Annotated in this window: 24 protein-coding genes; 8 read left to right on the forward strand and 16 right to left on the reverse strand. The window is 67.8% G+C overall.

From position 1 onward, the window contains the following. Positions 1-262 precede the first annotated feature (262 nt). Positions 263-4,237, forward strand: coding sequence for an ATP-binding protein (locus D9C15_RS11945; protein ID WP_127997657.1), 3,975 nt, complete (start codon positions 263-265; stop codon positions 4,235-4,237). Positions 4,238-4,599: 362 nt separating this feature from the next. Here D9C15_RS11945 and D9C15_RS11950 read toward each other — a convergent pair whose 3' ends face one another. From D9C15_RS11950 to D9C15_RS11965, 4 genes are read right to left on the reverse strand one after another with little or no spacing between them, the layout of a single operon-like run. Continuing rightward, the gene (locus D9C15_RS11950; protein WP_127997658.1) at positions 4,600-6,114 is read right to left on the reverse strand and encodes an SAVED domain-containing protein; all 1,515 of its coding nucleotides are present in this window, start codon (positions 6,112-6,114) and stop codon (positions 4,600-4,602) included. 24 nt (positions 6,115-6,138) lie between these two features. Then, complete coding sequence (locus D9C15_RS11955) at positions 6,139-7,068, reverse strand: AAA family ATPase (RefSeq protein WP_127997659.1); 930 nt, start codon at positions 7,066-7,068, stop codon at positions 6,139-6,141. Then, positions 7,065-7,583 carry an HORMA-1 domain-containing protein gene (locus tag D9C15_RS11960; RefSeq protein ID WP_127997660.1) on the reverse strand — a complete coding sequence of 173 codons (519 nt, stop codon included), beginning with the start codon at positions 7,581-7,583 and terminating at the stop codon, positions 7,065-7,067. Before D9C15_RS11960 ends, D9C15_RS11955 begins: the two co-directional genes overlap by 4 nt. 8 nt (positions 7,584-7,591) lie before the next feature. Continuing rightward, complete coding sequence (locus tag D9C15_RS11965; protein ID WP_127997661.1) at positions 7,592-8,557, reverse strand: CBASS oligonucleotide cyclase; 966 nt, start codon at positions 8,555-8,557, stop codon at positions 7,592-7,594. A 181-nt stretch (positions 8,558-8,738) separates the two neighbouring features. On the opposite strand from D9C15_RS11965, the gene D9C15_RS11970 reads away from it, so the two are divergent. Together D9C15_RS11970 and D9C15_RS11975 are read left to right on the forward strand one after the other, a co-directional pair. Next, positions 8,739-9,062 (forward strand): helix-turn-helix domain-containing protein, encoded by a 324-nt coding sequence (locus D9C15_RS11970; RefSeq protein WP_127997662.1) that lies wholly within the window; start codon positions 8,739-8,741, stop codon positions 9,060-9,062. Further along, positions 9,059-9,925, forward strand: coding sequence for an ImmA/IrrE family metallo-endopeptidase (locus tag D9C15_RS11975; RefSeq protein WP_127997663.1), 867 nt, complete (start codon positions 9,059-9,061; stop codon positions 9,923-9,925). The genes D9C15_RS11970 and D9C15_RS11975 overlap by 4 nt, the downstream gene beginning before the upstream one ends. A 248-nt stretch (positions 9,926-10,173) precedes the next feature. Here D9C15_RS11975 and D9C15_RS11980 read toward each other — a convergent pair whose 3' ends face one another. The 8 genes from D9C15_RS11980 to D9C15_RS12010 form a co-directional block, all read right to left on the reverse strand. Then, positions 10,174-10,803, reverse strand: a complete 630-nt coding sequence (locus tag D9C15_RS11980; RefSeq protein WP_127997664.1) for a FlhC family transcriptional regulator — start codon at positions 10,801-10,803, stop codon at positions 10,174-10,176. Positions 10,804-10,824: 21 nt separating this feature from the next. Beyond that, a complete protein-coding gene (locus tag D9C15_RS11985) occupies positions 10,825-11,118 on the reverse strand; it encodes a hypothetical protein (RefSeq protein ID WP_127997665.1) in 294 nt (97 codons plus the stop codon). A gap of 235 nt (positions 11,119-11,353) precedes the next feature. Then, entirely contained in the window at positions 11,354-12,418 is a 1,065-nt protein-coding gene (locus D9C15_RS11990) for a DUF932 domain-containing protein (protein WP_127997666.1), read from the reverse strand. Positions 12,419-12,622: 204 nt separating this feature from the next. Next, complete coding sequence (locus tag D9C15_RS11995) at positions 12,623-13,639, reverse strand: DUF7146 domain-containing protein (RefSeq protein WP_127997667.1); 1,017 nt, start codon at positions 13,637-13,639, stop codon at positions 12,623-12,625. A 289-nt stretch (positions 13,640-13,928) separates the two neighbouring features. Continuing rightward, the gene (locus tag D9C15_RS12000) at positions 13,929-15,443 is read right to left on the reverse strand and encodes an ATP-binding protein (RefSeq protein ID WP_240668379.1); all 1,515 of its coding nucleotides are present in this window, start codon (positions 15,441-15,443) and stop codon (positions 13,929-13,931) included. A 137-nt stretch (positions 15,444-15,580) separates the two neighbouring features. Then, complete coding sequence (locus D9C15_RS12005; protein WP_127997668.1) at positions 15,581-15,907, reverse strand: hypothetical protein; 327 nt, start codon at positions 15,905-15,907, stop codon at positions 15,581-15,583. A 9-nt stretch (positions 15,908-15,916) separates the two neighbouring features. Then, positions 15,917-16,060, reverse strand: a complete 144-nt coding sequence (locus tag D9C15_RS33385) for a hypothetical protein (protein WP_164886710.1) — start codon at positions 16,058-16,060, stop codon at positions 15,917-15,919. Between the two features lie 53 nt (positions 16,061-16,113). Continuing rightward, the gene (locus D9C15_RS12010; RefSeq protein WP_205854780.1) at positions 16,114-16,686 is read right to left on the reverse strand and encodes a hypothetical protein; all 573 of its coding nucleotides are present in this window, start codon (positions 16,684-16,686) and stop codon (positions 16,114-16,116) included. A gap of 426 nt (positions 16,687-17,112) precedes the next feature. On the opposite strand from D9C15_RS12010, the gene D9C15_RS12015 reads away from it, so the two are divergent. Further along, positions 17,113-17,907: an AcaB family transcriptional regulator gene (locus D9C15_RS12015; protein WP_127997669.1), complete on the forward strand. Its 795-nt coding sequence runs from the start codon at positions 17,113-17,115 to the stop codon at positions 17,905-17,907. Positions 17,908-18,296: 389 nt separating this feature from the next. Further along, complete coding sequence (locus D9C15_RS12020) at positions 18,297-18,566, forward strand: helix-turn-helix transcriptional regulator (RefSeq protein ID WP_127997670.1); 270 nt, start codon at positions 18,297-18,299, stop codon at positions 18,564-18,566. On the opposite strand, the gene D9C15_RS12025 is transcribed toward D9C15_RS12020, so the two are convergent. Continuing rightward, positions 18,563-18,985 (reverse strand): ACT domain-containing protein, encoded by a 423-nt coding sequence (locus D9C15_RS12025; RefSeq protein ID WP_127997671.1) that lies wholly within the window; start codon positions 18,983-18,985, stop codon positions 18,563-18,565. The genes D9C15_RS12020 and D9C15_RS12025 overlap by 4 nt on opposite strands. Positions 18,986-19,232: 247 nt before the next feature. Here D9C15_RS12025 and D9C15_RS12030 point away from each other — a divergent pair, with 247 nt between their 5' ends. Further along, entirely contained in the window at positions 19,233-20,177 is a 945-nt protein-coding gene (locus tag D9C15_RS12030) for a fatty acid desaturase (protein ID WP_127997672.1), read from the forward strand. Then, a complete protein-coding gene (locus D9C15_RS12035) occupies positions 20,174-21,442 on the forward strand; it encodes an SLC5/6 family protein (protein WP_127997673.1) in 1,269 nt (422 codons plus the stop codon). Before D9C15_RS12030 ends, D9C15_RS12035 begins: the two co-directional genes overlap by 4 nt. On the opposite strand, the gene D9C15_RS12040 is transcribed toward D9C15_RS12035, so the two are convergent. After that, positions 21,413-22,366, reverse strand: a complete 954-nt coding sequence (locus D9C15_RS12040) for an HTH-type transcriptional regulator ArgP (protein ID WP_127997674.1) — start codon at positions 22,364-22,366, stop codon at positions 21,413-21,415. The two genes, D9C15_RS12035 and D9C15_RS12040, sit on opposite strands and share 30 nt — an antisense overlap. Before the next feature lie 326 nt (positions 22,367-22,692). Between D9C15_RS12040 and D9C15_RS12045 the strand changes: the two genes are divergently transcribed. Next, a complete protein-coding gene (locus D9C15_RS12045) occupies positions 22,693-23,631 on the forward strand; it encodes a site-specific integrase (protein ID WP_127997675.1) in 939 nt (312 codons plus the stop codon). Between the two features lie 17 nt (positions 23,632-23,648). On the opposite strand, the gene D9C15_RS12050 is transcribed toward D9C15_RS12045, so the two are convergent. Further along, positions 23,649-23,993, reverse strand: a complete 345-nt coding sequence (locus D9C15_RS12050) for a CzcE family metal-binding protein (RefSeq protein WP_127997676.1) — start codon at positions 23,991-23,993, stop codon at positions 23,649-23,651. 142 nt (positions 23,994-24,135) lie between these two features. Next, positions 24,136-24,579, reverse strand: coding sequence for a Cd(II)/Pb(II)-responsive transcriptional regulator (gene cadR, locus D9C15_RS12055; protein WP_127997677.1), 444 nt, complete (start codon positions 24,577-24,579; stop codon positions 24,136-24,138). Positions 24,580-24,581 lie beyond the last annotated feature (2 nt).

Raw genomic sequence — 24,581 nt, forward strand, 5'->3', positions numbered from 1 at the left:
GAGCGGACTCTCGTGAGCGCGACAGACAGGAGGCCCTTGCGCCGAGGTGTCGAACTCACGGAGTCGATGGCTGACGGCTGCGCTCGCGGACGGCAAGAAGATCGAGGACTTTGCGATCGACCGCCGTGACGGACTCCTGCCCGGTCGGCGGGACGGGCCGGGAACGACCCGGGCGCTACCCTCGAGACGGGTGACAGAATGCGGCGACGAGCGAGCAGCGCACGCTCGCAAGTTGCCGGGAACGCGGCGCCTAGGGGGTGGCATGAAAACCAAAGCGCAGGCCTTGGAGCTGGTGCGGGCGGCCTTTGTACAGGCGCAGCAGAAATACGGGCCACAAACCAACACGATGACCTTGGCCGTGCTCAACAACCGGCTGCTTCAGATCACCGATCGCCGGTTCCAACCACGCGACTTCGGCGCAAACGACTTGAAGGCGTTTATCGCCCTGCTAGCGCCCGACTTCCGGCTGACCGGCGCACCGCCGAAGGTATCGGTGGAACTCGTTGCGCCGGCTGGGCGTGTCCCCGCGAAGGCGCCGGTGTACAACATCGTCCCCGAAGGCAAGGCGCAACTCGCTGAACTAGCCTCTGCGCAGCCGTCGGCAGGTCGCATTCGGCAGGACCTCTGGATGTCCATCGTCGACTACGCGAGCGGGCAGACGTATGTCTGGGACGCCAGCCTGGGTCATGCGCGTGCCGCCGAGCCGGGCGATTCGGAATTCCGCATGCCGACGCTGACACCGGTGGAACTCGCCGAGTGGCGACTGACGTTCCTGGATGCGCACAAGCAGTCGCTTGAGGGAGTCGCATTGGTGAACGCGCAGCGATGGCAGGAGCTGGGCCTGTCCACCAGCTACCTGCCCGTAGACCTGCAACAGCCGTGGAACAGGGAGTTGACGCTGCGCGTCCGGCTGCGCCTGCAGGACTTCTTCGCCCGCATCAAGCAGACGGCCGCGCCGACCGAGGAGGCACCGTCGGCTGGAACCGGGGAGCCTGTCAAGGAAACGGTCGAGGACGAATTGGCGGCCGCTCGAGATCGCGGCGACGCCTTCAGTGTCGGCGAGCTAACCGCGCGCCGCCTGCCTGAAGCCACCGAAGAGGAGGTGGGCGGCCTGCTCGCTAAGGTCACCGCTGCATGGGTGAGCCCGCGTGAAGCCGTCTTGGATGTCGAATCGCTGGATGAACTGGCCGATCGGATCGGCTCGTTCTCCGCCCAGAACCTGGCCAGCGCCTTCGTGAACGCATTGGGTCGGCTCGACGACCTGGCGGAAGAGTTCCCCGACTCCGCCCGGGACTTCGCGTACCGGCTTCGCGAAGACATCGGTGGGGTGTACGGCGTCGACAAGCGATCACCGCCGGACACCTGTCGCGCGGCCGTGGTCAGGCTGAGCGACACGGTGTCGGAGGCGACGTCCTCCGTCGGCCGCTTCTTGCGGACCACACCAGGCACGGCCAAAGCGGCCTCGATCGATGTGCTGCGGTACGCGCATCGGCTGCAGCCTCTCGTGGTGCCGGCGGACCGTCAGTTCCTGCGGGACCTCGAAATGCTGGTTGGCCCTGCGTTCCGCAAGTTCTGCGAGGCGTACGAGCGCGACGACGATGTCGAGGTGATCCGGCGCGCTCCGGAGATGCTCGAGAACGTACGAATGCAGCGCCCGGGCACGCTGGACCCGCGCAGGAGAAGCCGCCTGTGGATCTCGCTCGTGCAGCCGGTGCTGGATCACGTCGGTTCACTGGTCGAGGATGCCACCTCGCGCGGCGAGGTGGCGCTGGCCCCTGCGCTGGCGCTGCGCAACCACAGCACGAAAGCCGACTTGCGCAGTGCAGGCAACGAGCTGAACCTGTCCTTTTCGCTCGTCAACCGCGGGCGCGGACATGCACACGATGTGTCTCTTCGGCGCACCGGCGCGCCTGACGGCATTCGGCTGGCCGTCACGGAGCCGACTGGACCTTTCGACGTGCCGCCGAACGGCGAGCAGCTCGTCCGTCTGCGGCTTGTCCTCGACGCCGCACGCGAGACCCTGGATCTGCCGATCGAGTGGGTGTGCCTCACGAGCGCCGGCAAACCATCGACCGTCGCCGATCGCCTGGAGGTCTCTCAGCAGGTGACGGAGCCCGACTGGCAGGCCTTGCTGACCAATCCGCCGTACAGCCTAAACCCGATCCGGCGGCCCGACCGCCTCTACGGTCGTGAGCCCTCCCTAAGCAAGCTGCGACTGGCCGCAATGGCCGGGGCCTCGACGTTCGTGTGGGGTCAAAAGCGCATCGGCAAGACGTCGCTGCTGCAGGTCCTGGCTGCAGAACTCGACGCGAGGTCGGACTTCACCTGCGTGCTGCTGCGAATGGGCGAGCTGGTGTCGCTGCACGAAGGACAGATCGCCCATCTCATTGCGCAGCGCCTGGTGCAGAAGGCTGCTTCGAAGGTGCCGGTGCCGGGCGAGGCGGAGTTCGGTGCGGGGCTGAGCAGGCTGATACCGTTCACGGAAACACTCGTCGCGGCAAGTTCCGGGCACAAGTTCCTGGTGATCATCGACGAGTTCGACGACCTGGATCCGGCTTTCTACACCGGCGAGCGCGGCAAGCAGTTCGTCAAGGCCCTCCGCTCCGTCTCGGAGGTGGGATTGACCTTCTTCTTCGTCGGCAGTGAGCGCATGGACGCCATCTACGGCCGCCATCAGGCGGACCTGAACAAGTGGACCAACATCCGCCTGGACAGGATCGACAACCGGGCCGATTGCCGGGCACTGATCGCCGAGCCCGTCGCCAGCGTCATCGAGTTCGCGCCCGAGGCCATCGACTTCATCACCGACTTCACTGCCGGCAATCCCTTCTACATCCACAACTTCTGCTACCAGGTCTTCGAGCGCTGCCTGCAGGAGCACAGGACGTTCATCGACGACAACGACACGCATGCCGTTCGCGAACAGCTGCTGCGCGCGCTGGGGCCGACCAACTTCGCTCACCTCTGGGAGGACAACCCGGTCCTCGACGCCACGGAGAAGCGGCGTGAAAGCGCGGAGAACTGCATCGCGCTCGCTAGCGTCGCCGTCCTGGGCGGCCGCTACGAAGCGATCGAAGAGGTCCAGGAGATCCAGGAGTCGCTGCCGATCGCGGTCGACGATCGCGCCAGCGGCTCCAAATTGCGCCGCGCTTGCGACCGCCTCGTCCGGCGGAGTGTCCTGATCGCTCAGAAGAGCGGCACCGGCTTTGTCATCGCCTTGCCGATCTTCCGGGAGTGGCTGGGCGAGAACGCCGTATCCAAGCTGCTGCCGCTGTGGACCGATCATCTCGCCAGCGTGCGGCGCGAGCAGGCCGGCGTGCAGGACGCTGGCACGCCGGCCGAGCCGCCGGACTCCGGCACCTTCCCGATCTCCGAGGACGATCTGCTCGCCGTGGCGCAGCGACTTATGTACTGCGGCAAGCAAAAGGACGTCGCGGACATTCGCTTGTGGCTGCGGCAGTTCGACGACGACGGGCGCATCGAGATCGCGTTCCAGCTCCTGCGCAGGGTCGCCGAACGCGGATTTATCAACGAAGGTATGCGAGCCCTCGGCCTGCAGCGACTGGAGGAGATGATCAACGCGAGGCGTCTGGACGTGGGAAGCCGCATCTGGCAGATCGTGCGCAACCGCCGTGACAACCTCGCCCTGGGCTACCTCGATTCCGACCACAAGAGTGGGGCCACGACCACCCGTGAACTGCAGAAGAGCCTGCGACCCGGCAAGTGTGCTGCTGCCACGGAGCTGGATGCATGGATGCGCAGCCATCTCGACTCGGATGCCATGGTCGTGATCGCGGATGACTTCGCCGGAACCGGCCAGACGCTGGTCGAGGGCCTGATGAAGTTCAAGGCCCGCGTCGCCGATGCCACCTGGAAGCGCTATGTCGACGAGCGCCGGCTCTCGGTCTACGTCATGTTCGCCTTCCCGGAGGCGATGGAGGCCGCGCGCGCGGCCTTCCCCGGCATCGAGGTCGTCGCCTCGACCTTGCTGGGGGATGATCTGCGAGCCTGCGACGAGGCCGCTGAGATCTTTGCCGAAGACAGCGAGCGCCGGTTCGCCAAGGAAATCCTCCAGCAGCTGGGGCGCGACCTCACCCCTCGGGCCCCGCTCGGCTATGGCGACATGGGTGCACTCGTGGTGTTCCACAACACCACCCCCAACAACACCTTGCCGATCTTCTGGTGCAGCGGCGTGGTCGGCGAACGCCCCTGGCGAGCACTGTTTCCGCGGGCGTAGTCAGTGGGCGCCAGGCGGGATGCATGGATCGGTCTTGAGATAAGCACGGCCTAGTGCAACAGCACCAGCAAGGCCCGGTCGCAACAATCCTCTCGGCGTCGAAGCGTCTCCGCGGTCTCCAGTGTTCAGGTCACTGCGGTTGCGTAGCCAAGAAACTCACGGTGCGGCGGGCTGGCCTCGTCCCACCGATTGCGGCAACCGGCCGGCCTGGGCCGTACCTGCATGTGGGTCATAGCAGGTGCTACCTGGCCCGCGAGATCGCAACGATGAACGTTGAACTCTGCTCGCCCGTCTTCCCAAGCTACGGCATTGAACCGAGTCGCTCGGCCGACGATCGACACGAGTCAGGTTCACGACACGGCCTAAGCGATCGGAAGCGCAATCGAGGGCCCGTAGCCGCCGCCGTTCTGTCCTTCGAAGTCGAACTCGTACATCGTGACCGAGCCTATGCTCGGTTGGCGCTGACCCAGGAAGAATGTGAAAGTGTTGGGGGCCGCGATGAACAGGTGGACTCGGCCGCCCGGCTGTCGCTCGGCGTTGATGCGCTGCGCCAGCGACTCGGCCAGGTCGAAGGCATGCTGGCCACTTGCCACGGCGCGGCTGTTGGCGCCGCCTTGCGGGCTGGCAAGCAGCAGGCGGCCCACACTTGGCAACGCGGCTGCCAGATGGCGCTTGACCGCAGGCCCGACATCGTGCGTCAGGCAGACGCCGACGGCCACGTCGGCGCTCGGCGTGTCGATCTGATCGAGCGCGAAGTCCCAGCCGGGCCAGGCGGGGTCGCGCGAGGTGTCGCCGGCGCGCCAGATCACGCGGTGCAGCACGCGCTGCTCCAGCTCGACGTGGCGGCCCGACTTGATGTTGAGCACCGCGCCTGCCGCAAACGCCAGCGTGGCATGCGTGTCCAGGATCAGGCGCAGGTGCTCGTGGGCGCCGGCGGCCGCGAGCAGGAACGACCTGAGGTCCGGGTAGAGCGAGGCCACCCAGTCCGCCTGGTTCCTGATCGGTCGGTCATCGAAGTAGTGGACCAGGTCGAGCACCGCGACGCAGCGGTCTTCTAGGCTGTCAACAGGGTGCTCGAACGACTTGACGCCGAAGACGACGTGCGTCCTGGGCGCGGCCTCGAACAGTTTCTGCTGCTGGCAGGCATCGCGAAACGAATCGCGGTCGAACTCGATGCGGCCCGCGGCCAGCCACTGGTAGGTCAGGTCGTCGTACCAGCAGGTGTCCTCGTTGTCGGGCACGCGCCGCAGGCCGCGCAGTTCGAGCAGCAGATCGAGGTTGTCGCGCAGATCGAGCAGTGACTGCGTGTCGGTGCTGAGCCCCAGCGTGTGGGCCAGGGTGCGCAGCTGGGCGTCGTCGACACCGAGGTGGTCGCGCCAGATCTTGCGCACCTTGCCGGCGGCGCTGCCGTCGCCGGTGCCATCGAACAGGCGGTCCGGCCGCAGGAAGCCGTGGCGCTGGTGCACCATCGTGCGCAGCGGATCGCCGCGCCGCAGGTGCCAGTTCGTCACCAGCCGGAAGCGCGAACCGGCACCGGCCGGCGCATGCGTGCGCTGAGCATCCAGGGCCCGCTGGAGCAGGGAGACCGAGCTGGCGTTGATAAAGTCAGGGCTGGTCAGGTCCTCGTACCCGAAGTCGCCGCTCGCGACATGCCACTTGCACTGCATGTGTTCGCGCAGCAGCGGCGCGCCGTGGTGGTCGTTGCGGCCCTTGCCGGGTGCGTACTCGACCCAGACGTCGTCGAATCCCTTGGGGCCGCACTCGAACCCGACTTTGACGATCGAGCCGGCCGGGTCGAGCAGGCGCAGCGCCTTCAACCAGAACTGGCGCGCCTGGTATGCATGCCCGTCTCTGACGGTGGCAACGGCTTGGGTCATCGGGAGTCTCCGGGCGGCGCCAGCCTACGCGTTGCTGAAGGGCGGTGTCGGCTCGATGCCGCGCGCCAGCGCGATCGCCTGCGCGGCCTTGATCGGACCTGCGGGATAGGCGTCCAGGATGATCGTCGGCAGCAGCCTCTGCGCCAGGTCGGAGAACGTGAACCCGTAGGCCCGTCCTGCCTGGGGCCCGGTGGCCGTGACCAGGGCGTCGATGTCGGCCTTCTTGAACCCAACGTCACCGAGCCAGCGCTCGAGCACGTCGCGCCGCTGGTCATCGGTCGGGCGGGAGAAGGTGAGCACGTCGGCCGCGCGACGGCGTACTGCGGGGTCCAGGGCGCTCAGCCGGTTGGTGCACATAATCACGGCCGCCGGCAGCCTGCCGCTGGCCATTCGGTCGATGCCGCGGATGAACGCGTTCACGCCCGCCCGGTCTTCGTGGTGCATCTGCTCGGTCTCGCGCGACTGCGCCAGCGCGTCAGCCTCGTCGACCAGCAGGATCACGCCGCCGCGTGCCGAACCCTTGGTCGACTTCAACTTGCTGGCTTCGGCGTAGGCGTGTTCGAAGGCGGCGGTGACGAGTTGCGTCATCTCGCCTACGCGGCCCTGGCCGCGCGAGGACAGGCTCATCGGCAGCAGCGTGATGTCGATGTCTTCTTGGCGCGCGACCGGGTCACCGATGGTCTCGGCCAACTCGGTCTTGCCCGAGCCCACGTCGCCGCTGAGGACCACCAGGGGCGGGCGCCGCAGCACCGCATCCGTCAGCCGCGCCGCGTCGGGGTGGTGGTCCTTCTGCCACTTCTGCAGGCCGTGGGGGTTGATCAGCACGCTCAGGATGTTGGTCAGGCGCTTGATCTTGTCTTCCATGCCGACCAGCCGGGCCAGCCGGTCGCGCGCGTCGGAGTCGGGCAGCGTGATCGAGCGCTCGAACAGGGCGTTGGTGTTCGGCTGGCTCATGCGTAGCTCCTGACGCTGGCGCGGGCGAGCGAGCGGCCGCCGGCCGAGTAGGTCTTGTCGTCGGCGAAGTAGCCGTTGTGCACCGCGGGCAGCGCTGCCCCGACGCGCTGAATGGGCAGTGCCTGCTCGATCTGCACCCGCTCGGCCAGGCTCAGGCGATCCCACGCGCTGCTGTGGGTGAGGTAGCTGTAGAAGCTGGCCCCGGCGACATCCTGGCCCGGTCGGACGCGGCCCGGATCGTCGTTGACCTCCCCGGCGGCGAGCTCGTGTGCCGTGTAGCGCAGGGTGGGCTCGATCCACTTGCCGTCGCGCCGGAAGCCGTAGAAGGCGATGCCGAGGTAGCCGCGCCGAAGCAACTCGACAACCTCGGTCTCGTAGGCCGCGATGGTGGCGTCGGAAGGCAGGCCATACAGGCGCTGCATGCGCTTGAGGTCGGTCGACACCTTGGCCGCCATGTCGCGCGCATGCACCACCGTGAAGGTGTTGGCGGTGCTGGTGGTGTAGCTGGTGCTCATGTTCTTGTTCAACCCTGGAATGCGTTGCCGAAGACCTTCTGCCAGTAGTAGACGGTCAGCTGCTTGGTGGGCGCGGCGAGCGCCGCATCGATGGCGTCACCGGCATCGAGCGCGGCCTCGACGATGGCGTCGGCCTGCGCCTCGGTGTACAGGCGCGCCACGTTGTTGGTGCAGTTGATCGGGTCGAAGATCTGGACCGGGTCCTTGACCTTCACCGCGTCGGAAGCGGGGTAGTGATCCGCAAAGACGATGCGCTCGCGCAGGTTGCTGCGCCCGATGTAGGTGAAGAACGACTGCAGCGCCTCGGGGTAGTCGGAGAAGTCGACGCCGTCGTCGCACAGCTTGGCCAGGATCATCTCGATCATGAAGGACTTGAAGCGGAAGCCGTCGCGCTCCTGCTTCATGCGCCGGGCCCAGAACTTCACCAGGCGCACGACCTGCGCGAAGTGCGTCTCCTGCTTGCGCTTGCGCTTGCGCGTGAACTCCAGGTGCAGCGGGATGCTGGTCTCGAGGAACGAGCCGTCTTCCTGGCTCACCAGGTTGCCGCGCCACTCGGGGTCACCCGCGTACAGCACCGGCACCACGTCGACGTCCAGGCCACTGCCCTGGAAGGACACGGTCACGGAGTAGGTCTGGGGCTTGACCTGGTCGGGGCGGAAGTTGGGGTACGCCTTGCGCAGCCGCTCGGCGAGGTAGTCCAGCAGGCCGCGCAGGTCGTGGGGCGCATCGGAGCCGGTGATGTACACCGCCACGTCGATGTCGTTGAGCGAGCGCAGCGCGGTGCCCTTGGCGAGGCTGCCGGACAGGAGCATCTTGCGCAGGGCGAAGTCGGGGTGCTCGCCCAGGTAGCCCTCGAGCTTCTCGCGCAGGCGCCGGACCTGCGCGCGGTACTCGTCGGCCTTGTCCTTGGGGAGGTTGACCTTTTCTTCCGCGAATCGGACGATGTCGCGGTGATCGACGTGGGTTCTCGACATGGGGCTCCGATCGGGGAGGCGGGGTTGACAGGCCGGTGGACTACCGTGTAGCGGTACTTCCGGATGAAAAGTTCGGAATCGTGGACAAGCGAAGTGTTGCACGACCTCATGCTTCTGTCAAAGGAGAAGTTCGGAACCGTGGTAGTGTCGGGTACCCGTCGTACCCCCAGAAGGTCTGCCTATGCCCACGCGCCTTGGTGAGAAGCTGCGCGACCTGCGCAAGGAACGAAAACTCACCCTGGAGAAGCTCGCCGAGCGCGCGGGTCTAAGCAAAAGCTACCTCTGGGAGCTCGAGAACCGGGAGTCCCAACGGCCGTCGGCCGAGAAGCTGACCGCGCTGGGCGATGCACTGGGCGTGTCGGCCAGCTATTTCCTGGAAGAGGACACCCGTGCGCCGGAGGAACGGCATCTGGACGAGGCGTTCTTCCGCGGCTACCAGAAGCTGGATGCAGACGCCAAGGAGCAACTGCGCAAGATCCTCAACACGTTTAAGAAACCGTCGTGAAGCCCGAGGTCTGGACGCCGCAGCGCGCCGCCACGCGGCTCGTCCGCATCGCCGAGGCGTTCAGCAGCGCGCACGGGCTGCGGCGGTTTCCGGTCGACGTCAAGCAGCTGGCGCTCGGGGCGGCAGACATCTTCGGCTGGAAGGACCCGATCACCGAGGTCCAGGCCGCCTCGATCAAGAAGTTCGAGGGCGCGCTGTTCCCCGGTGAAGATCGATCGAAGTGGCTCCTGCTCTACAACCAGACGCTCACTTCGCCGGGCCGCATCCGCTTCACGATGGCCCACGAGCTCGGGCACTACATCCTGCACCGCCTGCAGCGCGACTCGTTCGAGTGCAGCCCGGCGGACATGCTGAACTGGAGCCAGGACGAAAAAGACATGGAGGGGCAGGCCGACCTGTTCGCCTCCTATCTGCTGATGCCGCTGGACGACTACCGCGCGCAGGTGGGCGCGACGGTCGACCTGGACGCGCTCGGGCAATGCGCCGAGCGTTACGGCGTCTCGCTGACCGCAGCCATCCTCAAGTGGCTGAGCTACACCGACGAGAAGGCCGTCCTCGTCATGTGCAAGGACGGCTTCATCGACTGGGCCTGGTCGAGCGAGCCGGCGCTGAAGGCCGGTGCGTTCTTCAAGACGCGCACGGCGACGATCGAGGTGCCCAGCGGTTCCCTGGCGGCCGACGCCGACGTGCGCCACGAACGCGCCGGCGCGACGATCCAGGCTTCGGTCTGGTTCCGGTTCGCCGAGCCGCAGGTTCAGCTGCGCGAGATGAAAATCAGTGCTGATCAGTACGACAGCGTGCTGACGCTGCTGTGCCTCCCGCGTGCCGCTGACTTCTGGCCGCCCCGTCGCGCTGAGGACTGATGACCGACTCAATTGCTACTACTGCAGAGCGTATGGTCACGCTTGAGTCGCCCGTGTCTGAGTGACCGCAACGCGCCTGAGACCGTGAATGCGGTTCATGGCGTTGGTCGACCGCAACTCGCTGCGTTGCTGACCTCGCGTTGGCTCGTTGGGGCGCCGAAGGACAGTCGAAAGTTTGGGGGCCGACTCTATGATGAAGGTGAGTGTGACGGCGTGGGCGAGGATCCAGTTCGGATTTCGGACCCTCGTCAGCTTTCCTGCAGCCGGTTCAGTAACCGATGCGCGCCGAGTTCGACTTCCGATAGATCCGGCAGCGGCCGCACCGGAAACGACGCTTGCACCCGCTGGTCCGTGCCATAGCGCTGCACCAGCTTGCAGAACGGGCACTCGTCGTTGGACCGCGGTGCTGAGCCGTAGGCCGCCAGATACTCGCTGTGGCAAGTCGGGCAGGCAACGAGTGAGAAGCTCTGCACGCTGGTCAGCCAAAGCCCGTCGGTGTGCGCGGCGAGGTCGAAGGCGCGGTCGAAGCTGATGCGCCGCGGCGGTTCGCAGATGCTGCCGTAGTGGCGGTAGGCGGCAACAAGCGCTTCGGCCGCAGCGAAGCCGCCGTCGCGCAAGCGCCGGTACAGCGACACGACGATGGAGGCCTCCGCGCGGTAGAGCAGGTTCGCGCCGTGGTACCACTCGGGCGAGTCGGGCGGCCGGCCGCGCGGCACATGCTCGCGGTCGGGGAACAGCAGGCGCAGCAGCTCGCGCGGCGGCAGGCCGGTGAGGTGGCCGATCGTGCGCACGCGTGCGCCGAGGGCGGCGCAGTCCTTGGCCAGTTGCAGCGCGCGCAACTGCCGGTCGACCCGCAGCGGGGGACGGGGCTCGCTCATGGCGTTCGCCGGAGGCGGCGTTCAGGCGGAAAGGTGCTGGGCGGCGTGCACCGCGGCGAGCGGCCGGGCCAGCGGCAGCGGCGCTTCGAGCAGCGCCAGCAGGTCGCGGCGCGCCGGGAAGAGCGTGGCGTCGCCGACGTTGGCGACGATGGCCATGATCTGCTGGACGCCCAGGCCGGCGATGCGGTCTGCCTGCGCGGCATCGAGCGCGAACTTGCAGCAGGTGGCGGGGCGGTCCTGCAGGACGCCGTCGCGAATGGTGAGCAGCAAGGTCAGGTTGGTGAGCTGAACGTCGGAGAGCTGCGCCTGGTTCATGGTGCTGTCCTCGGGTGGGCCCTGGCCGGGCACGGTGGATGGGTGGGATTGAGATGTGTCGGGTGGCGGTCGGGTGTTGATCGGTGTGCGCCACAGGATAGGGTTCGGCACTGCGCTTGCGATGGCCCGCGACCCCGTCGGGGTCGCATTGCCATGCACAACCGCCCGGACTCCCGGGTGAATCCGTGCAGCCCGGACCCGCGATGGGTCCGGGCCGCAGCGGCAAGTGCCGCGCTCAGGCGGCTTCGGCGAGGCTCTTCCACTCGCTCTGCGGCAGCTCGATGAGCCGGCCGCCGAGGGCCTCGAACTCGGTCGCACGGTCGTAGTCATCGACGTCCTGCGAGTAGTGCGTCACCGCGTTGACCAAGCCGTAGCCGGTCAGGTCGGCGTCGGTGATCAGGTGCCGCAGCACGCCGGCACGCTCCTGCTCGTTGAGGGCATAGCGGTTGGCCAGCACCTCGACGGTCTTCACCGGGTCGCCGGTCAGCGGGATGCGCAGCGTCTTTTGCAGCTTCTGCGCGGCCTGCAGGAAGGTCGCCTCGGACACCGCCGCCTCGACCACGTCGCGGACCTTCAGGAAGAAGGCCTTGTCGTCCGCCTGCAGCGTGTCGTCCTTGAACACCGTGATGGTGTCAGCGACGTTGCCGATGCTGCGGCCGACGTGGGTCTTGTGCAGCGAGAAGTCGGGCACGATCAGGCCGTTGAGGCACCTCAGCCGGTAGATCAGCGGTTGCACCGAGAGCGTGCCGTGGCCGACCTCGGAGTTGCTCACCACCACGCCGGCTTGCACGACATCGCCGGGCGACATCTCGTGCTTCAACTGCGGCGTGACCACCTTGAGGTACATGCGCGTCTCGGTCAGTTCGACCGACTCGAAGCGCACCTCGGGCAGGCGCTGCAGGATCGGCAGCACGCTTTCGGCGAGGTCGTAGTTGTCGAGCCGGCGGTAGCGATCCGACAGCACGGCACGCACGTTGCCGTCCAGCGTGCGCAGCATGCGGCGGTCGTCGTCGCTCTGCAGCCAGGTGTTGACGTTGCGGTCCAGCAGCACGGGCTGCTCGCTGCGCATGCGTTCGAAGTACGCATATGGAATCTTCAACTTGTCCGCGAGCTGGCGGCGCGCGAGCGGCGTCACGCCGTAGCGCGCCGGGCCGCCGGTCTCTTCGACGACGAGCCGCGTCTGGCCCGTGTCATCGGTGTCGTGGCGCATCAGCGCCGACGGGACCACTAGGTCCTTCTTCGAGTTCAGCTGGCGTTCGAGTTCCTGCGCCAGGCTTACGAGGGTACGTCCGTTCTTCATCACAAGCTCCGATCGGAATGCGGGGCGCCGTGCCCCCTCGGGGCTGGGCCCCGCGGGGTGGGTGATGGATCCGGCACGGGGCCGGATCCGCGATGGCGCGGGTTTATCCGCGCCGACTGCATGCGGTTCAAGGGCTGCCTTCGCCCGGCGTCGTCGACGCAGGGCCCGGTGTGGCAGCGACCGGTGGGGTTCATGTCGTCGGTCCTATGCGGCCTGGGCTTCGGCGGCTGTACTGCGCATGCGCCACACGTCGGCCCAGTCGTGGCCGGGCTGGCGCGGCAGGAACACGCGCACCTGCCGAGCCTCGTTGCCCGGTGCGCTGCGGGTCAGCCGGCGCGCCAGCGCGAAGGCGCAAGCCTGGCCTTCGAAGCCGCCATCGGCGTCGTTGTCGGCATAGATGCAGACCTGCCGTACGCCCTCGGGCAGCCATAGCTTCTCGAGGTTGCCGGCGCTGATCGCGGCCCACGCCGGCTTGCCGGTCGCGAGGTGCACCGCCAGCGCGGTCTCGATGCCTTCGGCCACGGCGAGCTCATGCGCTGGTTCGCAAAGCCGCACGGCGGCGCCGTTGATGCCGGCCGAGAGCACCTTGCGTGCGTCAGGCACAGGGGCCTTCTCGCCGTCCTTCAGGTAGGTCCGGTGCAGCGTCACCGCGTGGCCGTCCGGGCCCTGGATGCAGGCCAGCATGGCCGGGTAGTCGGCCACCTTGCAGGAGCGGCCCGCGGCATTCTTCTCGTAGTAGCCAAGCGCCGGGTGATGGCGCAGTACACCGGGCGGATGGCGCAGGTGCAGGCCGCGGCGGCGCAGGTAGCAATCGACCTCGTCGCCTGGCTGAACCGGCAGGGCTTCGTCCCACAGGCGTTGCGCGAGGCGGCGCATGCGCTGCGCGGACGGTTCGGCCGCCGCCTGCGGGGCACTCGGCGCAGGGGACGGCGCACCGACGCAGGACTCCACCTGCCGCAGCGCGGTCGCGAAGTCGAGGCCGAGCGCGGCCTGCAGCAGCTTGAAGCCGCCGCCCGCGCCGCAGTGGCGGCAGTGGTAGTTGCCTTCGCCGAACTTGTCGGTGTACTGGAAGCGGTCGGTGCCGCCGCACGACGGGCAGGGGCCGTTGCGCTTGCCCAGGATGCGTTCGTCGACGCCCAGGCTGCGCAGGATCTCGGACCAGCGGCCGTGTGCGCGGCGCTTGGCTTCGTCGATGCGATGCTCGAAGACCGTGTCATTCATGGCAGCCTCCGCGGCCGCCGCGGCGACCTTCGGAAACGGGCATGGCTTGTTGTCGCTTCATGATTGCTCCTTGACGGGTGAACCCGCCACGCCGGGCCAGCGCCCGGTTGAGGGCACGGCTCCGCGGCGATGGCGGGCGGGCCGGCGCTGAGCGCCGGAGGGACTTCGGGGCCGGCTTTGGAGCGATGCGCTCCAGGTGTGCCTGCGACCTGCGGGAAAACCTCTCCGCAGCGCGCACGCGAGGTGCTGCGCTGGGGAGAGGAGGCCCGAAGGCCTCCCACCCAAGTACTCAATCAGCCAGTTCGACGGCATGGCCGTTCGATCCGGTGCCGACGCTCAGGCGGAATTGCCTGCCGTGCAGCACCGGGTAGCGCTCGAGCTTCAGCTCGCGCAGCAGCGAGTCGAGCGTGTCCTTCGGATCGACGGAGCGAAGCCGACGGATGAGGTCGGCAAGTGCTTCGCGGTCCGCGTCCAGATCGGACTCCAGGAACTGCTCGTTCTCGTCGGTGAAATTCGAGACCTGGCGCACCGGCTCGCCCGACGATTCGCCGTCCGGGACGTAGAGCACCCCGTCGTGGTGAACGCCGGCATCGGTGATGTCCACGCTGTCGCTGCCCACGCCGACGCGCACGGCGGTACACAGCACGACGTCCGGCCAGATCCAGCGGCCTTCCAGCGTGCCGCGAACACGCTCGCCGAGCGGTTCGACGGTGACCGGCTCGTCGTCCAGCCAGCGAACATGGGCTTGCACCCAATGCTCGTGATGCAGGCCGCCCAGGTTGAAGAGCAGGCACCCCGTGGCACGGGCGAACATCCAGCGGCCTGCGTTGCCCTCGTCAAGCGAGTCGATCGAACACAACTTGACCGAGCCGGCCTCGATGGCCACCCGTGCCGGTGCGACGGCCACCGTCCGCAGGTAGTCCCGGTCACCCGAGCCCTCCTGGTAGGGGTAGCCGCAGATCTCGTCGAAAACTGCGGCGGGCAGGGCGTCGATGTCGTTGAGCAGGTCCAGGTGGCCCCAGCCGCGCAGGGCCGGATAGAACCGGGCGACGAACACATCGGCGGGCAGGGTGCGCTTGGCGTCCTCGAGCACGCGGCGCCATTCGGCGCGCAGCGCGGTGTCGATGCGCTTGCGCTGCCGGTCTTCGTCGATCAGCTTATCGCGATCGGGCAGCCGTGCCATGAACTGGCGCGCATCGAGGTGCAGCACGTTCGCGCGCTCCGGCCGGTGGTAGATCGGGCGCAGCACGCAGAAGCCCTGCAGGTAGACCAGGGTGTCGTGGCTGTGCTCGCCATCGCGCGTGCCGCACAGGTGCAGGCCGCCGACGGGTGTCGCGGTGAGCGCCAGGTGCTCGGGCGCGTGCGGGCGTTCGAGCGCCTTGCCGTTGAAGCACACCGGCACGGGTAAGCCCGCGCACAGGGTGGCGATGCGCGACGCCAGGTCGGGCAGGTCAACGCCGTGCAGCTCGATCTGCGTGCCTTCGGAAGGCGCCTCGACCAGTTCGATGACGTCGATCGGCGTTCGGGCGAGCGCCACTTCGGTGTCGAAGTCAGCGCACTGACCGCGTGAGCGCACGATGCAGCGCGACGCGGCGTAGAGGCACTTCGAGAATCCGATGCCGAACGGGTTCTCGGCGTCGCAGGTGGTTTCATCCCAGCCGGACTCGTTGAAGGTCAGCAGCTTCTGGAAGTCGTCGATGCCGCGGCCGTTGTCGCGGATGGTCAGCGTCCCGGCCTCGGCGTCGTGGTCGATCGCGATGGATGTGGCGCCAGCGCGCCGGGCGTTCTGGAGCAGTTCCGACACGAGGGCGAATCGGTCGGTGAAGGCGAAGCGCTGGTTACGCAGCGCGCCTTCCTCGTTGATGCGGACTTGAATCTGCATGGTGGTTCTCCGGTACGGCGGGTGCCCCCGAAGGGACGCCCGCCTTTGGGGTAGATGAGTCAACCGCGCGGCGAGTCGAACTCGATCGGCGCGGTGAAGAGCTGGCCGGCATGCAAGGCCTCCAGCAGCGGGTGGTCGAGGAACTCGAACAGCAGCAGTTGCTGCACGTGCAGCGCGCGGCCGCGGCTGTCGAGCCGCTCGACCTGGAAGCCGAGCGCATGCCACTGCAGCCGGTAGGCAAGGCGGTCGGCGCCGGCGATCACGAAGGTGCGGCCGGGCCGGCCGGTGACGATCTCGCTCTCCTTGACGAGGTACTCGAGATCCTCCGGCGCGCGCACGGGCAGCAGCAGCGCCGCGACACGCCCGGTCTGGGAAACGATGTGCATGGCGGCTCCTCAGCGGACCGGCGTGGCGCCGGGCAGGCGATGGCCTTCGGCGCGCGAGGGCGGCGAAGGCGAATCGGTGGCGTCCAGGTGGGCGCCGAGTACGTGCAATGCGAGAACGGCCAGCACGCCGGCCGCGCGATAGAAGCGGGACATGGTGTGTTCCTTGAGGTGGTGGTCGCCGCGGTGTGGCGGCGGCCGTTGATGGCTCAGGCGAACAGGTCGCCTTGCAGGGCGACCGCGCGGACCTGCTGGTTGATCCACTGCGGATTGCGGGCGAGTTGCAGCTCGACCCACTCCGGGTTGCGCGCAACGGCCTCGCGCACCCACTCGGGGTAGCGCGTCAGCGTGGCTTCCAGCCACTGCTTCACGCCATGCCGGATGCGGCTGCGAATCTCTTCGGCGTCGACGAGGCCGCAGTAGGCAATCGGCGACAGCGGGCTGCAGCCGACGACGCGCAGGCAGTTCACGAACGAGAACGGCCGCGAGTCCTTCTCGCGCTCGGTGAACACCCAGCGCAGCGTGTCGAGCTTGGCTTCGAGCGGTGTCTCGGGGTCCGACAGCGCCTCGACTTCCTGCAGCAGGCGCCAGTGCAGGAACACCACGTCCTGCTCGGTCCAGTCGATGGCCTCTGCGCCACCTTGGGCGGTGTCGTCGTCCTCGGTCGGGACGTCGTCAAACGAATCACGGTAGGTGCCCGCCGTGAAGAGGGGTGCGCGGGAACGTTCGAGCGATGCTCGGGGGTGTGGCATGTTGGCCTCCATGGAGAACGCGGAGGCCATGACCGCGCGTGGGGCGATGGCCCCACGGGGTGACGAATGCCGGCTGAGAGCCGGCGGCTGACTTCAAGGGCTGGCTGGACGCGACGCATGCCGCGTGATCGGGATGCCAGCGACCGATCGAAGCGCGCGTTGCAGCCGTTGGCCACACGAGGCCCGTGCAATCAACGGCTCGAAAGCGCGCTCAGGGTGCGAAGCGGTCGAGACGCCCGCATGCGCACGAGGATCAACAGGGCTTGCCAAGGTGGACGCAGGGCCAGCTGCTGCGTGTGCGAAAGGTAGCGACGCGAGCCTCGGTGGTCAACGGGGTTGTGGCCGTGTGGCGCGGGCTGATGGCGAAACCACCGCCGCCGCGCGGCCGTTTCGCGTGGCGGTGGGCGCCGACCGCGGCGAACACTGTTGCCAGCGCGTCCTTTGCGGGAGAGGCCCATGCACAACGATGTCCTGCCGACGACCACCAGCCTGCAGATCGTGCGGGTGGACCAGGGTGGCGTGAACGAGCGCATCCTCGCGCGCGAGGCCAAGGTCGACTACCGGCGTGTCGAGGCGGCGAGCGTGAAGATGCCGGCCTGCTTCACCAGCGCCGAGGGCAAGCGCCTGTTCGTGCGCATGTTCGCGACGCTGCAGCTCAACGCGCACTTCATCTCGGTGATCGCACGCACGCGCCTGGACCCCGAGGACGTTGCGCGCGTCGAGACCGCGCTGCGCGAGCGCCTGGATGCCGTTTCCGCAGCGCTCGACCGCGCCATCGACGGCGCCGAAGCGCTCTTCAAGGCGCACGGGATCACGCGGGTGGCAACCTACGACACCCGAGCGCTGGAGATCGAGGTGGGCGTGCTGTCGTCGAGCGGCCGGCGCTACCTGGAACTGCTCGGCAAACTCGACCAGCTGATGCCCTTGCTGCAGACGCTGGAGATCCACGAGGTCATCACGACGCGCGAGGTCGACAAGCAGCGCGCGCTGGTGAAGCGCCAGGTGCGCGGCGTCGCCACCGCGGCGCGCAACTTCGCGTCGGGCCTGCGGCGGCGCATGAACGCACCGGAGGTCGAGATCGAGGGGCAGGGTGATTCGGTCGAAGAGACGACACCCGATGGCGCGAGTGTCTTGACCGGCGAGGACGCGACGATCTCCGCCTTGCCGCCCGCCGAGCCGGTGGCCGAGGCTGGCGCATCTGGCGACGGCGAGAACGATGAAACCCCGGCGCCGCGAGTCGCCACCGCGTAGCGCCCGCGCAAGGCCGCCGTTTCGCAGGTGCGTGCTTCGCTCGACGTGCGTTCACTGATCGCCGGCGCTACGGTCTCACACAGGCGTATGGCGGCTCCACGGGTCGCAGCGCTTCTCCCATCGAAGGTCGATGGCGTCGCAGTCGACACCTGCCTTGATTCCGCTTGAGGCGACCAGCGGCAACGCTGGCATCCCGCCATCAGCAACCACCCCTTTCAGGGCCGGGTATCAGCGCCGGTCCGCACGAACCGCCAGTTGGGAACGCACCGGCGGTTGACCTGGAGTCTTCGCGTTCCTTTCCGCAGCGATCCGACCGTGACCCTTCGCTGCCGCAACGAGCTGGTCATGCCTTCCGGCGGAGCCGTCCGCCGCGGAGACCGAACTTGCCCATGCGAACAACCTTGCCCGGCAGCGCCGCCGCTGCCACGCCCTTGCGCGCGACCGAGTCCGGCGCGGCCAGCAACCCCTCACCCTGCTTGCCCGACACGGGTTTCCTGCGCCAACGTCAGGTGCTCGCGTTCGTGCCGATCTCGAAGTCCACGCTGTGGCGTCAGGTCCGTGCGCGCTCGTTTCCGAGCCCGGTGAAGCTGTCGGCAGGGGTCACTGCCTGGCGTGCCGAGGATGTGCGGCGCTGGATCACCGAGCAGGGCGGCAACTAGGCGGCGGGCCCCGCAGGGGACCGCGGCGGCGCCGAAATCGACGCCAGCACCTTCAGTGCCTGCTGCGAGTGACGCGTCGGCACGAACAGGTGATCGTGGTGGTAGCCCGCGACGACGTTGCAGGGGATGTCGGCGTCGGCCAGCCGGCCGGCCAGCGTCGCGATGAAACCCACGGCGTCGAGTGCCGAGTGCACCGTGAGGGTGATCAGGTGCGACTCGAAGACATAGGGCACGGCCGAGTCGTCCGCCTGGGCTTTCTCGACGATCGCGGTCACCCCCTCGGCTTCACGAAAAGTGCATATCGGCTCCAGGCCGGGTGGAATGCAGAAGTCCGGAAAACTGCAGTAGACGAAGGTCTCGGGGTGCAACTGCGGGGCCATCTCGCGCCGCAGGGTATCGAGGTCGCGTTCGCCACTCATCCGAGGCTCTCCTTGCGTGTGTGGGAAGGCTGGTTTCTGTAACTGATTATGAGGACTCGGCGAGGTATCTCGCGGCTCGACGTTGCGGTTTAGCGAAGCTCACCGAGCGCCAAAGTTGCTAAACGCCCTCCGCGTGGCGCGGTGCGCTGCTAGCGTCGATACCCGGGCCGTTGCAGAAGCGTTTTGGCTGGCGCGAAGCTGGTGAGACGCATCGATGCGATGCCGCTCGGGGAAGGAGTTTCCGGACATGTTGACGCATTCGGAAGTCCTCGGGGACCAGTCGGCGTTGCGCGCGCAGCTGCATGGCGACGGCGACGCGCACCGCGAGCTGCTGCGGCTGAACTGGGCGCGGCCGCTCGGCGACATTGCCTTCGATTGGGTCGCCATCCTGGCCGCGACGGCGGCGGTGGCCTGGATCGGGTTGGAGACACTGCCGTTGGCGCTGATCGTCGTCGCCAATCGGCAGCGCGCCTTGGGAAACATCCTGCATGACGCGGGGCATCGCAATCTCTGCCGAACGCTGCGCGTGAACGATGCCGTCGCGGGTCTGCTCGTCGCGCCGCTTGTGTTCGCATCGCTGGAAAGCTATCGAGCGGACCACTTCAAGCACCACATGCAACTTGGTTCGACAGGCGGCGATCCCGACCTGATCGATCCGCCGGGGACACCGCCGCGCTATTGGCTGGCGAGCTACCTGCGGCAGGTCTTCTCGCTGCGTGCTTGGTGGGGGAACTTCCTCGGGCACCTTGGGGCCGCGGGCGTGTCGTGGACGGGTCGATGCGGCATCGTGGCCTGGTGGCTCGGGGCGCTGGTACTGCTGCTCGAGTTCACCAGCGCGGATTTCACGCTGACGTTCATCGGGCTGTGGCTGCTGGCGCGGGCGACAGTCTTTCATCTGATCACGACACTGCGCGAGATGTGCGACCACTTCGGGCTGCGGCCGGGCGGCATCCTCAGCTTCACACGCGACATGGCCGTGCGCGGCCCGGCTCGCTGGCTGATCCACCCGCGCAACAACGGCTACCACCTGACCCATCACCTGCTGCCGGCGGTCCCCTACTACCGTCTGCCACAAGCGCATGCACTCTTCCGGCGCCTGCCTGCGTACCGGAAGCATGGAACGGTCTGCGACGCGTACTTCGCTGGTTCCGCCGCGGTCGTGCGGGCCTGGGAGCGGGAGGCCAGATCATGACGACGCGGGTGCTTGGCGTGCTGCAACTGGCGGCCCTTCTGGTCTCGGCCAGCTACGGCATCGGCTTCTTGTTCGGGTCGGGCGAGATGGCGCTGTCACACGGCATGGCGGGCGGTCTGTACGGTGTGGCGACCGCGCTGGGCATGCTTGCGCTTGCGACTTTCGCGGGCAGGTTGTGGAAGCTCGGCGTACCGGTCTGGGAACTGTTCGGGCAGGCCTTCGGCCAGCCGATCCAGCGCGCCGTCGCGTTACTGTCCCTGGTCTGGATGAGCGGTGTCCTGGCGGCCCAGATCGCGGGTGGCGTCGCCATTGCGCGAGTGATCGGCCTGCCGGGGTACTTGTCCCAGGCGCTGGTGCTGGCGCTGATCCTCGGCGCATCCAGGCTCGACCTGCGTGTCGCATCGCGCCTCTTCGTCGCCTGCCTGCTGGCGAGCGCGCTGGTGCTGCTGTACGCGCTGGCTGACGCGGGCGGCCTGACGCTGTACGCGCAGGCGGCACCACGGTTCGTGAGCGACCTCGGCGGGTTCGGCACGTCGCGGCTGGTGTCCATCGTGATGGCGGTCGGGCTGCTCGTGTGCCTGGGCGCGGACTACCACCAGTTCGTGCTGGCCGCGCGCCGTCCGCTGGTCGCTGCCGCAGGCTGCACGCTCGCCGGCGTCATCCTGATCGCCGTCGCCTTCCTGCCGCCGGCCCTGGTGCTGGCGCTGCGGGGCTCGGGCGAACTGGACGGGCTGACGGACGCGAAACAGGTGATCCCGTTTGCGCTGGGACGCGCGGCGGATGGGCTGTGGCCGGGATCGCAAGCATTGCTGCTTGCCGCGCTGTCGACGGCGGCGCTGGGTTCGGGCGCGGCGATCGTGCGTGCCATGGCCAGCGCGATGGCGGCTGCGGTGCCCGGCGCGCGCGATACGAACCACGTGGGCTGGTCAATGGCCGCGCTCGCCGCGGGCGGCCTGCTGGCCGCGCGCGGGCAGGGCATTGTCGAGACCATGGTGTCGGTGAACGTGGTCTACCTCGCCAGCGTCGGTTGGCTCTTCGTGCTGCTGTTGCGCGGAGCGACCCTTCCAGCGGGCCATGCAGGCCTCGTGATGGGATCTGGATTGGCCGCGTCGGGGGCTGTCTACCTGGCAGGATGGACGGGCTGGATCAAGGGCGACGCCGACACCGTGTCGCTGATCGGAGGACTCGGTGTGTCAGCCGTCGTGGGCCTGATCTGCGTGATGGGTGGGCCCAGGTCAATCGGCGTCGGTGGCCTTCGGCGCTGACGCTGCCGCCTCAGTCGGCCCCTGCGCCGCGCGCGGCAGCAGTTGGGCGTGCGCATGGCCGACGACGAGGTTCGTGATCTCGCGCGACAGAGGCGGCTCCAGTTCCCAGTGATGCCAGTGAAGGTTGACGAGCACCGGTTCATCGGGTGCGAGGTCGACGAGTTCGCCGCGCCCGGCTGCCGCGGCGGCCTGCAGGCTCGGCACCAACCCATAGCCGATCCCGGCGGCAACACCCTCCATCAGGATCATCGGCGAGGGCAGGTAGTGGCGCGGGTAACGCTCCACGGCGAAGCCGAAGCGCCGCTTCAGGAAGTCGTCGTGCAGTGAATCCTTCCGGTTGAACAGGATCGCCGGCGCGACGAGCACCGCCTGCACGTTCAGGCCATTCGGAAAGTACTCCGCTGCAAAGGCCGGCGTGGCGTAACAGCGGTACTCCATCGCGCCGAGGCATTCGGCCAGAAAGCCGCCCGCGGGTTTGTCGTCGGTCGAGACGCAGCCGATGACCTCGCCACGTGCAAGGCGCCCCGACGTGTGGTCCTGGTCGTCGGTGACGATCTCCAGCGCCACCTGCCTTCGCAGCAGCAACTCCCACAAGGCGCGCGGAAACCAGGTCGCGAGCGAGTCGGCATTGACCGCGATGGCTAGCGGCACGGGCAGATGCGGGCCGGCCTGGGGCTTGAGTTCGTTCAACGTCGCGCCCTCGAGCAGGCGCAGTGCCTTGACGTGGCGCAGCAGGACCTCGCCCGCAGCGGTCGGCACGACGGGCTTCTCGCGAACCAGCAGCACCGTCGTCAACGACTCCTCGAGGGCCTTGATGCGCTGTGACACCGCGCCGCGCGTGATGTTCAGCAATGCCGCGGCGCGTTCGAAGCTGTGTGCCTCGGCCACCGTCGCGAAGGTTTCCAGCTGATCGCGATCGAGCATTCTTCTTGCCCCCTGTTCAGCGTTTCTGCGTGCCGACGAAACTCCCTAAACGCCGATCGGCCGCGACGCGTTCAACCTAGCATTTCGATACCGACGTTCCCATGGAGTGGCTCGTTGATATTGGCGCAGGAAACGGCGCGATGTGCGCGCTCGGGTTGCACCCGGTAACTAAACCGCTAATTGCTTGCCATTGGAGATTGATGGACAGCGGTCGCCGTTGAATGAGCCAGTGCCGATACCTCTGGCCGGGCCGCGTGGTTTTGGCTGTCCGCGGAGGGATCTCTTGGGAACGATGGACATGTTCGACAGCAGTCGGAGGGCATGCCATGGAAGACGATGAACCAGGTTCCACGGGGGCCGCCGCGATACAGGCGGTGGCCATGCTGCGTGCGGTGATCGACGGCCGCACCTACGAATCAGTGGCCGCGGATTTCGGTATCACGCGCACCGCCGTGGAGCGGCGCGTCAAGGCGGTGGCGATCCGCCTGTGCAGGGAGGTGGGCATCGAGGGCATGAACGACGGTGCCACCGCTTTCGTGCGGCGCCTGCGCGAGCGGCGCGACGCCATCCTGCATGCCCTGGAGCGGTTCGAGCCTGCCGCGGGCCACGCTCCGAAAGGGGACCGGGTCGTGAGCGCGGACGAGATCGCCCGGGCGGTGTTGCGCATCCGCGGCCGCAGCGCCCAGCCCGCGCGCGACGTGGCCTTGTTCTACACGCTGTTCGTCACCGGCGCGCGCCCGCTGGAGATCGTGCGGCTGCGCGTGCGTGACTACCTGCAGGCCGGTGGTGAGGTACGCCGAGAGTCGGAACTGCCGGCGAGCGCCAGCATTTCCGGGAAGTCAAGACCGCTCTACTTCGCCAGCCGGAAGTTGGACGACGCGCTGGACGCCTACCTCGCGGAACGAGTGGCTCGGGGTCATGGCATCGCGGACGGCAACGCCTACCGCAGTCTTGATCCGGACAGCCCCTTGTTCCTGAGTGCGACGGGCGAGGGCTTTCGCATCACGCAGTACGGCGCCGAGGGTCGGCGGCGCTGCCTGTGCCGCCCCATCCTCGAGACGTACCGCAAGCTGTTCCGCTACGCGGAACTGGAGTGGGCGACACCGCTGTCGATACGCCGCACGGTGGTGGCGCGCCTGTACGACCGCGGCGCCGACGAGGAGCAGGTCGGCCTGGTGCTGGGCATCAGCGAACGCAGCGCGGTGCGCGAGCAGTTTCCGCGTGCCCGACCCACCATGGCAAGCCTGGTGCAGGAACTGGTCTGAGCGTTGCGTAGCGCTGCTTATCGGCGATTCGACGGGTTGCGGCCGACGTACACGACCACGGGCTTCCCGGCAAAGCCTGCCGGCGCGATCTGGTTCACATCGACGGACCTGCGGTCGAGCCCGTCGAAGGTCCACGAGAACTGCTTGGTGCCGCTGCGGAAGGTCACGCTCTCGCCATAGGCGACGTTGAGCCGGTCGGTGGACGCCAGGTCGACAACGCGGACCGGCGCACCCTGCGCCGCCGGCTGCCCATAGATCGACTGGCCGTTCATGAACGTGTTGCCGCTGGCGGCGAAGCCCGCGAGGGGAAGCACGCTCAAGGCGGCAAGAGCGGCGGAGCGGAGTCGATGGGTCGATTGCATGTTCAGTCCTTTCGATGTGGGAGGGGTGCCGGCGGCGCGCGATCACGCGCTGGGCTGGCATCGAAAGGGACTGTAGAAACCGCTTTCCAACAGCCGCTGAACGGGAACATGACAGCTTCGTCATGTTCGACGCGGCAGGGGCTCAGTGCGTACCGCGGATGTGGCGATGCGGCGACGCGGAAGTCGACTGAGCGGCGGCGGTGTCGAGCTCGTTCAGGATGCCGCACTGCTCGATCGCATGCGGCGAGCCGCACCTCGCGCGCAGCGCCTTCAGATCCTTCTGCAGCGTCCGAAGTTCGCGGATGCGGTGGGTGACGTGCCCGATGTGCTCGTCGAGCAGTGCGTTGACCTCGCCGCAGTCCTGCGAGGGCGCATCGCGCAGCCGCAACAGCGTCCGGATCTCGTCCAGCGTCATGTCCAGGTTGCGGCAATGGCGGATGAACGCCAGCCGCTCGGCGTGGGCGGCCGTGTACACGCGGTAGTTGTTGTCGGCGCGCTGCGCCGCGGGGATCAGGCCCTCGCGCTCGTAGAAGCGGATGGTCTCGACCGCCGTGCCGGTCGATTCGGCCAGGTCGCCGATGCGCATCG

The sequence above is a fragment of the Piscinibacter defluvii genome, from assembly GCF_004011805.1.
GTDB lineage: Bacteria > Pseudomonadota > Gammaproteobacteria > Burkholderiales > Burkholderiaceae_C > Piscinibacter > Piscinibacter defluvii.

Excerpts from the sequence above, each read along its gene's own strand:
- D9C15_RS11945 (WP_127997657.1), top strand. The coding sequence starts at position 263 with ATGAAAACCAAAGCGCAGGCCTTGGAGCTGGTGCGGGCGGCCTTTGTA.
- D9C15_RS11950 (WP_127997658.1), bottom strand. The coding sequence starts at position 6,114 with ATGACCCAAGCCGTTGCCACCGTCAGAGACGGGCATGCATACCAGGCG.
- D9C15_RS11955 (WP_127997659.1), bottom strand. The coding sequence starts at position 7,068 with ATGAGCCAGCCGAACACCAACGCCCTGTTCGAGCGCTCGATCACGCTG.
- D9C15_RS11960 (WP_127997660.1), bottom strand. The coding sequence starts at position 7,583 with ATGAGCACCAGCTACACCACCAGCACCGCCAACACCTTCACGGTGGTG.
- D9C15_RS11965 (WP_127997661.1), bottom strand. The coding sequence starts at position 8,557 with ATGTCGAGAACCCACGTCGATCACCGCGACATCGTCCGATTCGCGGAA.
- D9C15_RS11970 (WP_127997662.1), top strand. The coding sequence starts at position 8,739 with ATGCCCACGCGCCTTGGTGAGAAGCTGCGCGACCTGCGCAAGGAACGA.
- D9C15_RS11980 (WP_127997664.1), bottom strand. The coding sequence starts at position 10,803 with ATGAGCGAGCCCCGTCCCCCGCTGCGGGTCGACCGGCAGTTGCGCGCG.
- D9C15_RS11985 (WP_127997665.1), bottom strand. The coding sequence starts at position 11,118 with ATGAACCAGGCGCAGCTCTCCGACGTTCAGCTCACCAACCTGACCTTG.
- D9C15_RS11990 (WP_127997666.1), bottom strand. The coding sequence starts at position 12,418 with ATGAAGAACGGACGTACCCTCGTAAGCCTGGCGCAGGAACTCGAACGC.
- D9C15_RS11995 (WP_127997667.1), bottom strand. The coding sequence starts at position 13,639 with ATGAATGACACGGTCTTCGAGCATCGCATCGACGAAGCCAAGCGCCGC.
- D9C15_RS12005 (WP_127997668.1), bottom strand. The coding sequence starts at position 15,907 with ATGCACATCGTTTCCCAGACCGGGCGTGTCGCGGCGCTGCTGCTGCCC.
- D9C15_RS33385 (WP_164886710.1), bottom strand. The coding sequence starts at position 16,060 with ATGTCCCGCTTCTATCGCGCGGCCGGCGTGCTGGCCGTTCTCGCATTG.
- D9C15_RS12010 (WP_205854780.1), bottom strand. The coding sequence starts at position 16,686 with ATGGCCTCCGCGTTCTCCATGGAGGCCAACATGCCACACCCCCGAGCA.
- D9C15_RS12015 (WP_127997669.1), top strand. The coding sequence starts at position 17,113 with ATGCACAACGATGTCCTGCCGACGACCACCAGCCTGCAGATCGTGCGG.
- D9C15_RS12020 (WP_127997670.1), top strand. The coding sequence starts at position 18,297 with ATGCGAACAACCTTGCCCGGCAGCGCCGCCGCTGCCACGCCCTTGCGC.
- D9C15_RS12025 (WP_127997671.1), bottom strand. The coding sequence starts at position 18,985 with ATGAGTGGCGAACGCGACCTCGATACCCTGCGGCGCGAGATGGCCCCG.
- D9C15_RS12030 (WP_127997672.1), top strand. The coding sequence starts at position 19,233 with ATGTTGACGCATTCGGAAGTCCTCGGGGACCAGTCGGCGTTGCGCGCG.
- D9C15_RS12035 (WP_127997673.1), top strand. The coding sequence starts at position 20,174 with ATGACGACGCGGGTGCTTGGCGTGCTGCAACTGGCGGCCCTTCTGGTC.
- D9C15_RS12040 (WP_127997674.1), bottom strand. The coding sequence starts at position 22,366 with ATGCTCGATCGCGATCAGCTGGAAACCTTCGCGACGGTGGCCGAGGCA.
- D9C15_RS12045 (WP_127997675.1), top strand. The coding sequence starts at position 22,693 with ATGGAAGACGATGAACCAGGTTCCACGGGGGCCGCCGCGATACAGGCG.
- D9C15_RS12050 (WP_127997676.1), bottom strand. The coding sequence starts at position 23,993 with ATGCAATCGACCCATCGACTCCGCTCCGCCGCTCTTGCCGCCTTGAGC.
- cadR (WP_127997677.1), bottom strand. The coding sequence starts at position 24,579 with ATGCGCATCGGCGACCTGGCCGAATCGACCGGCACGGCGGTCGAGACC.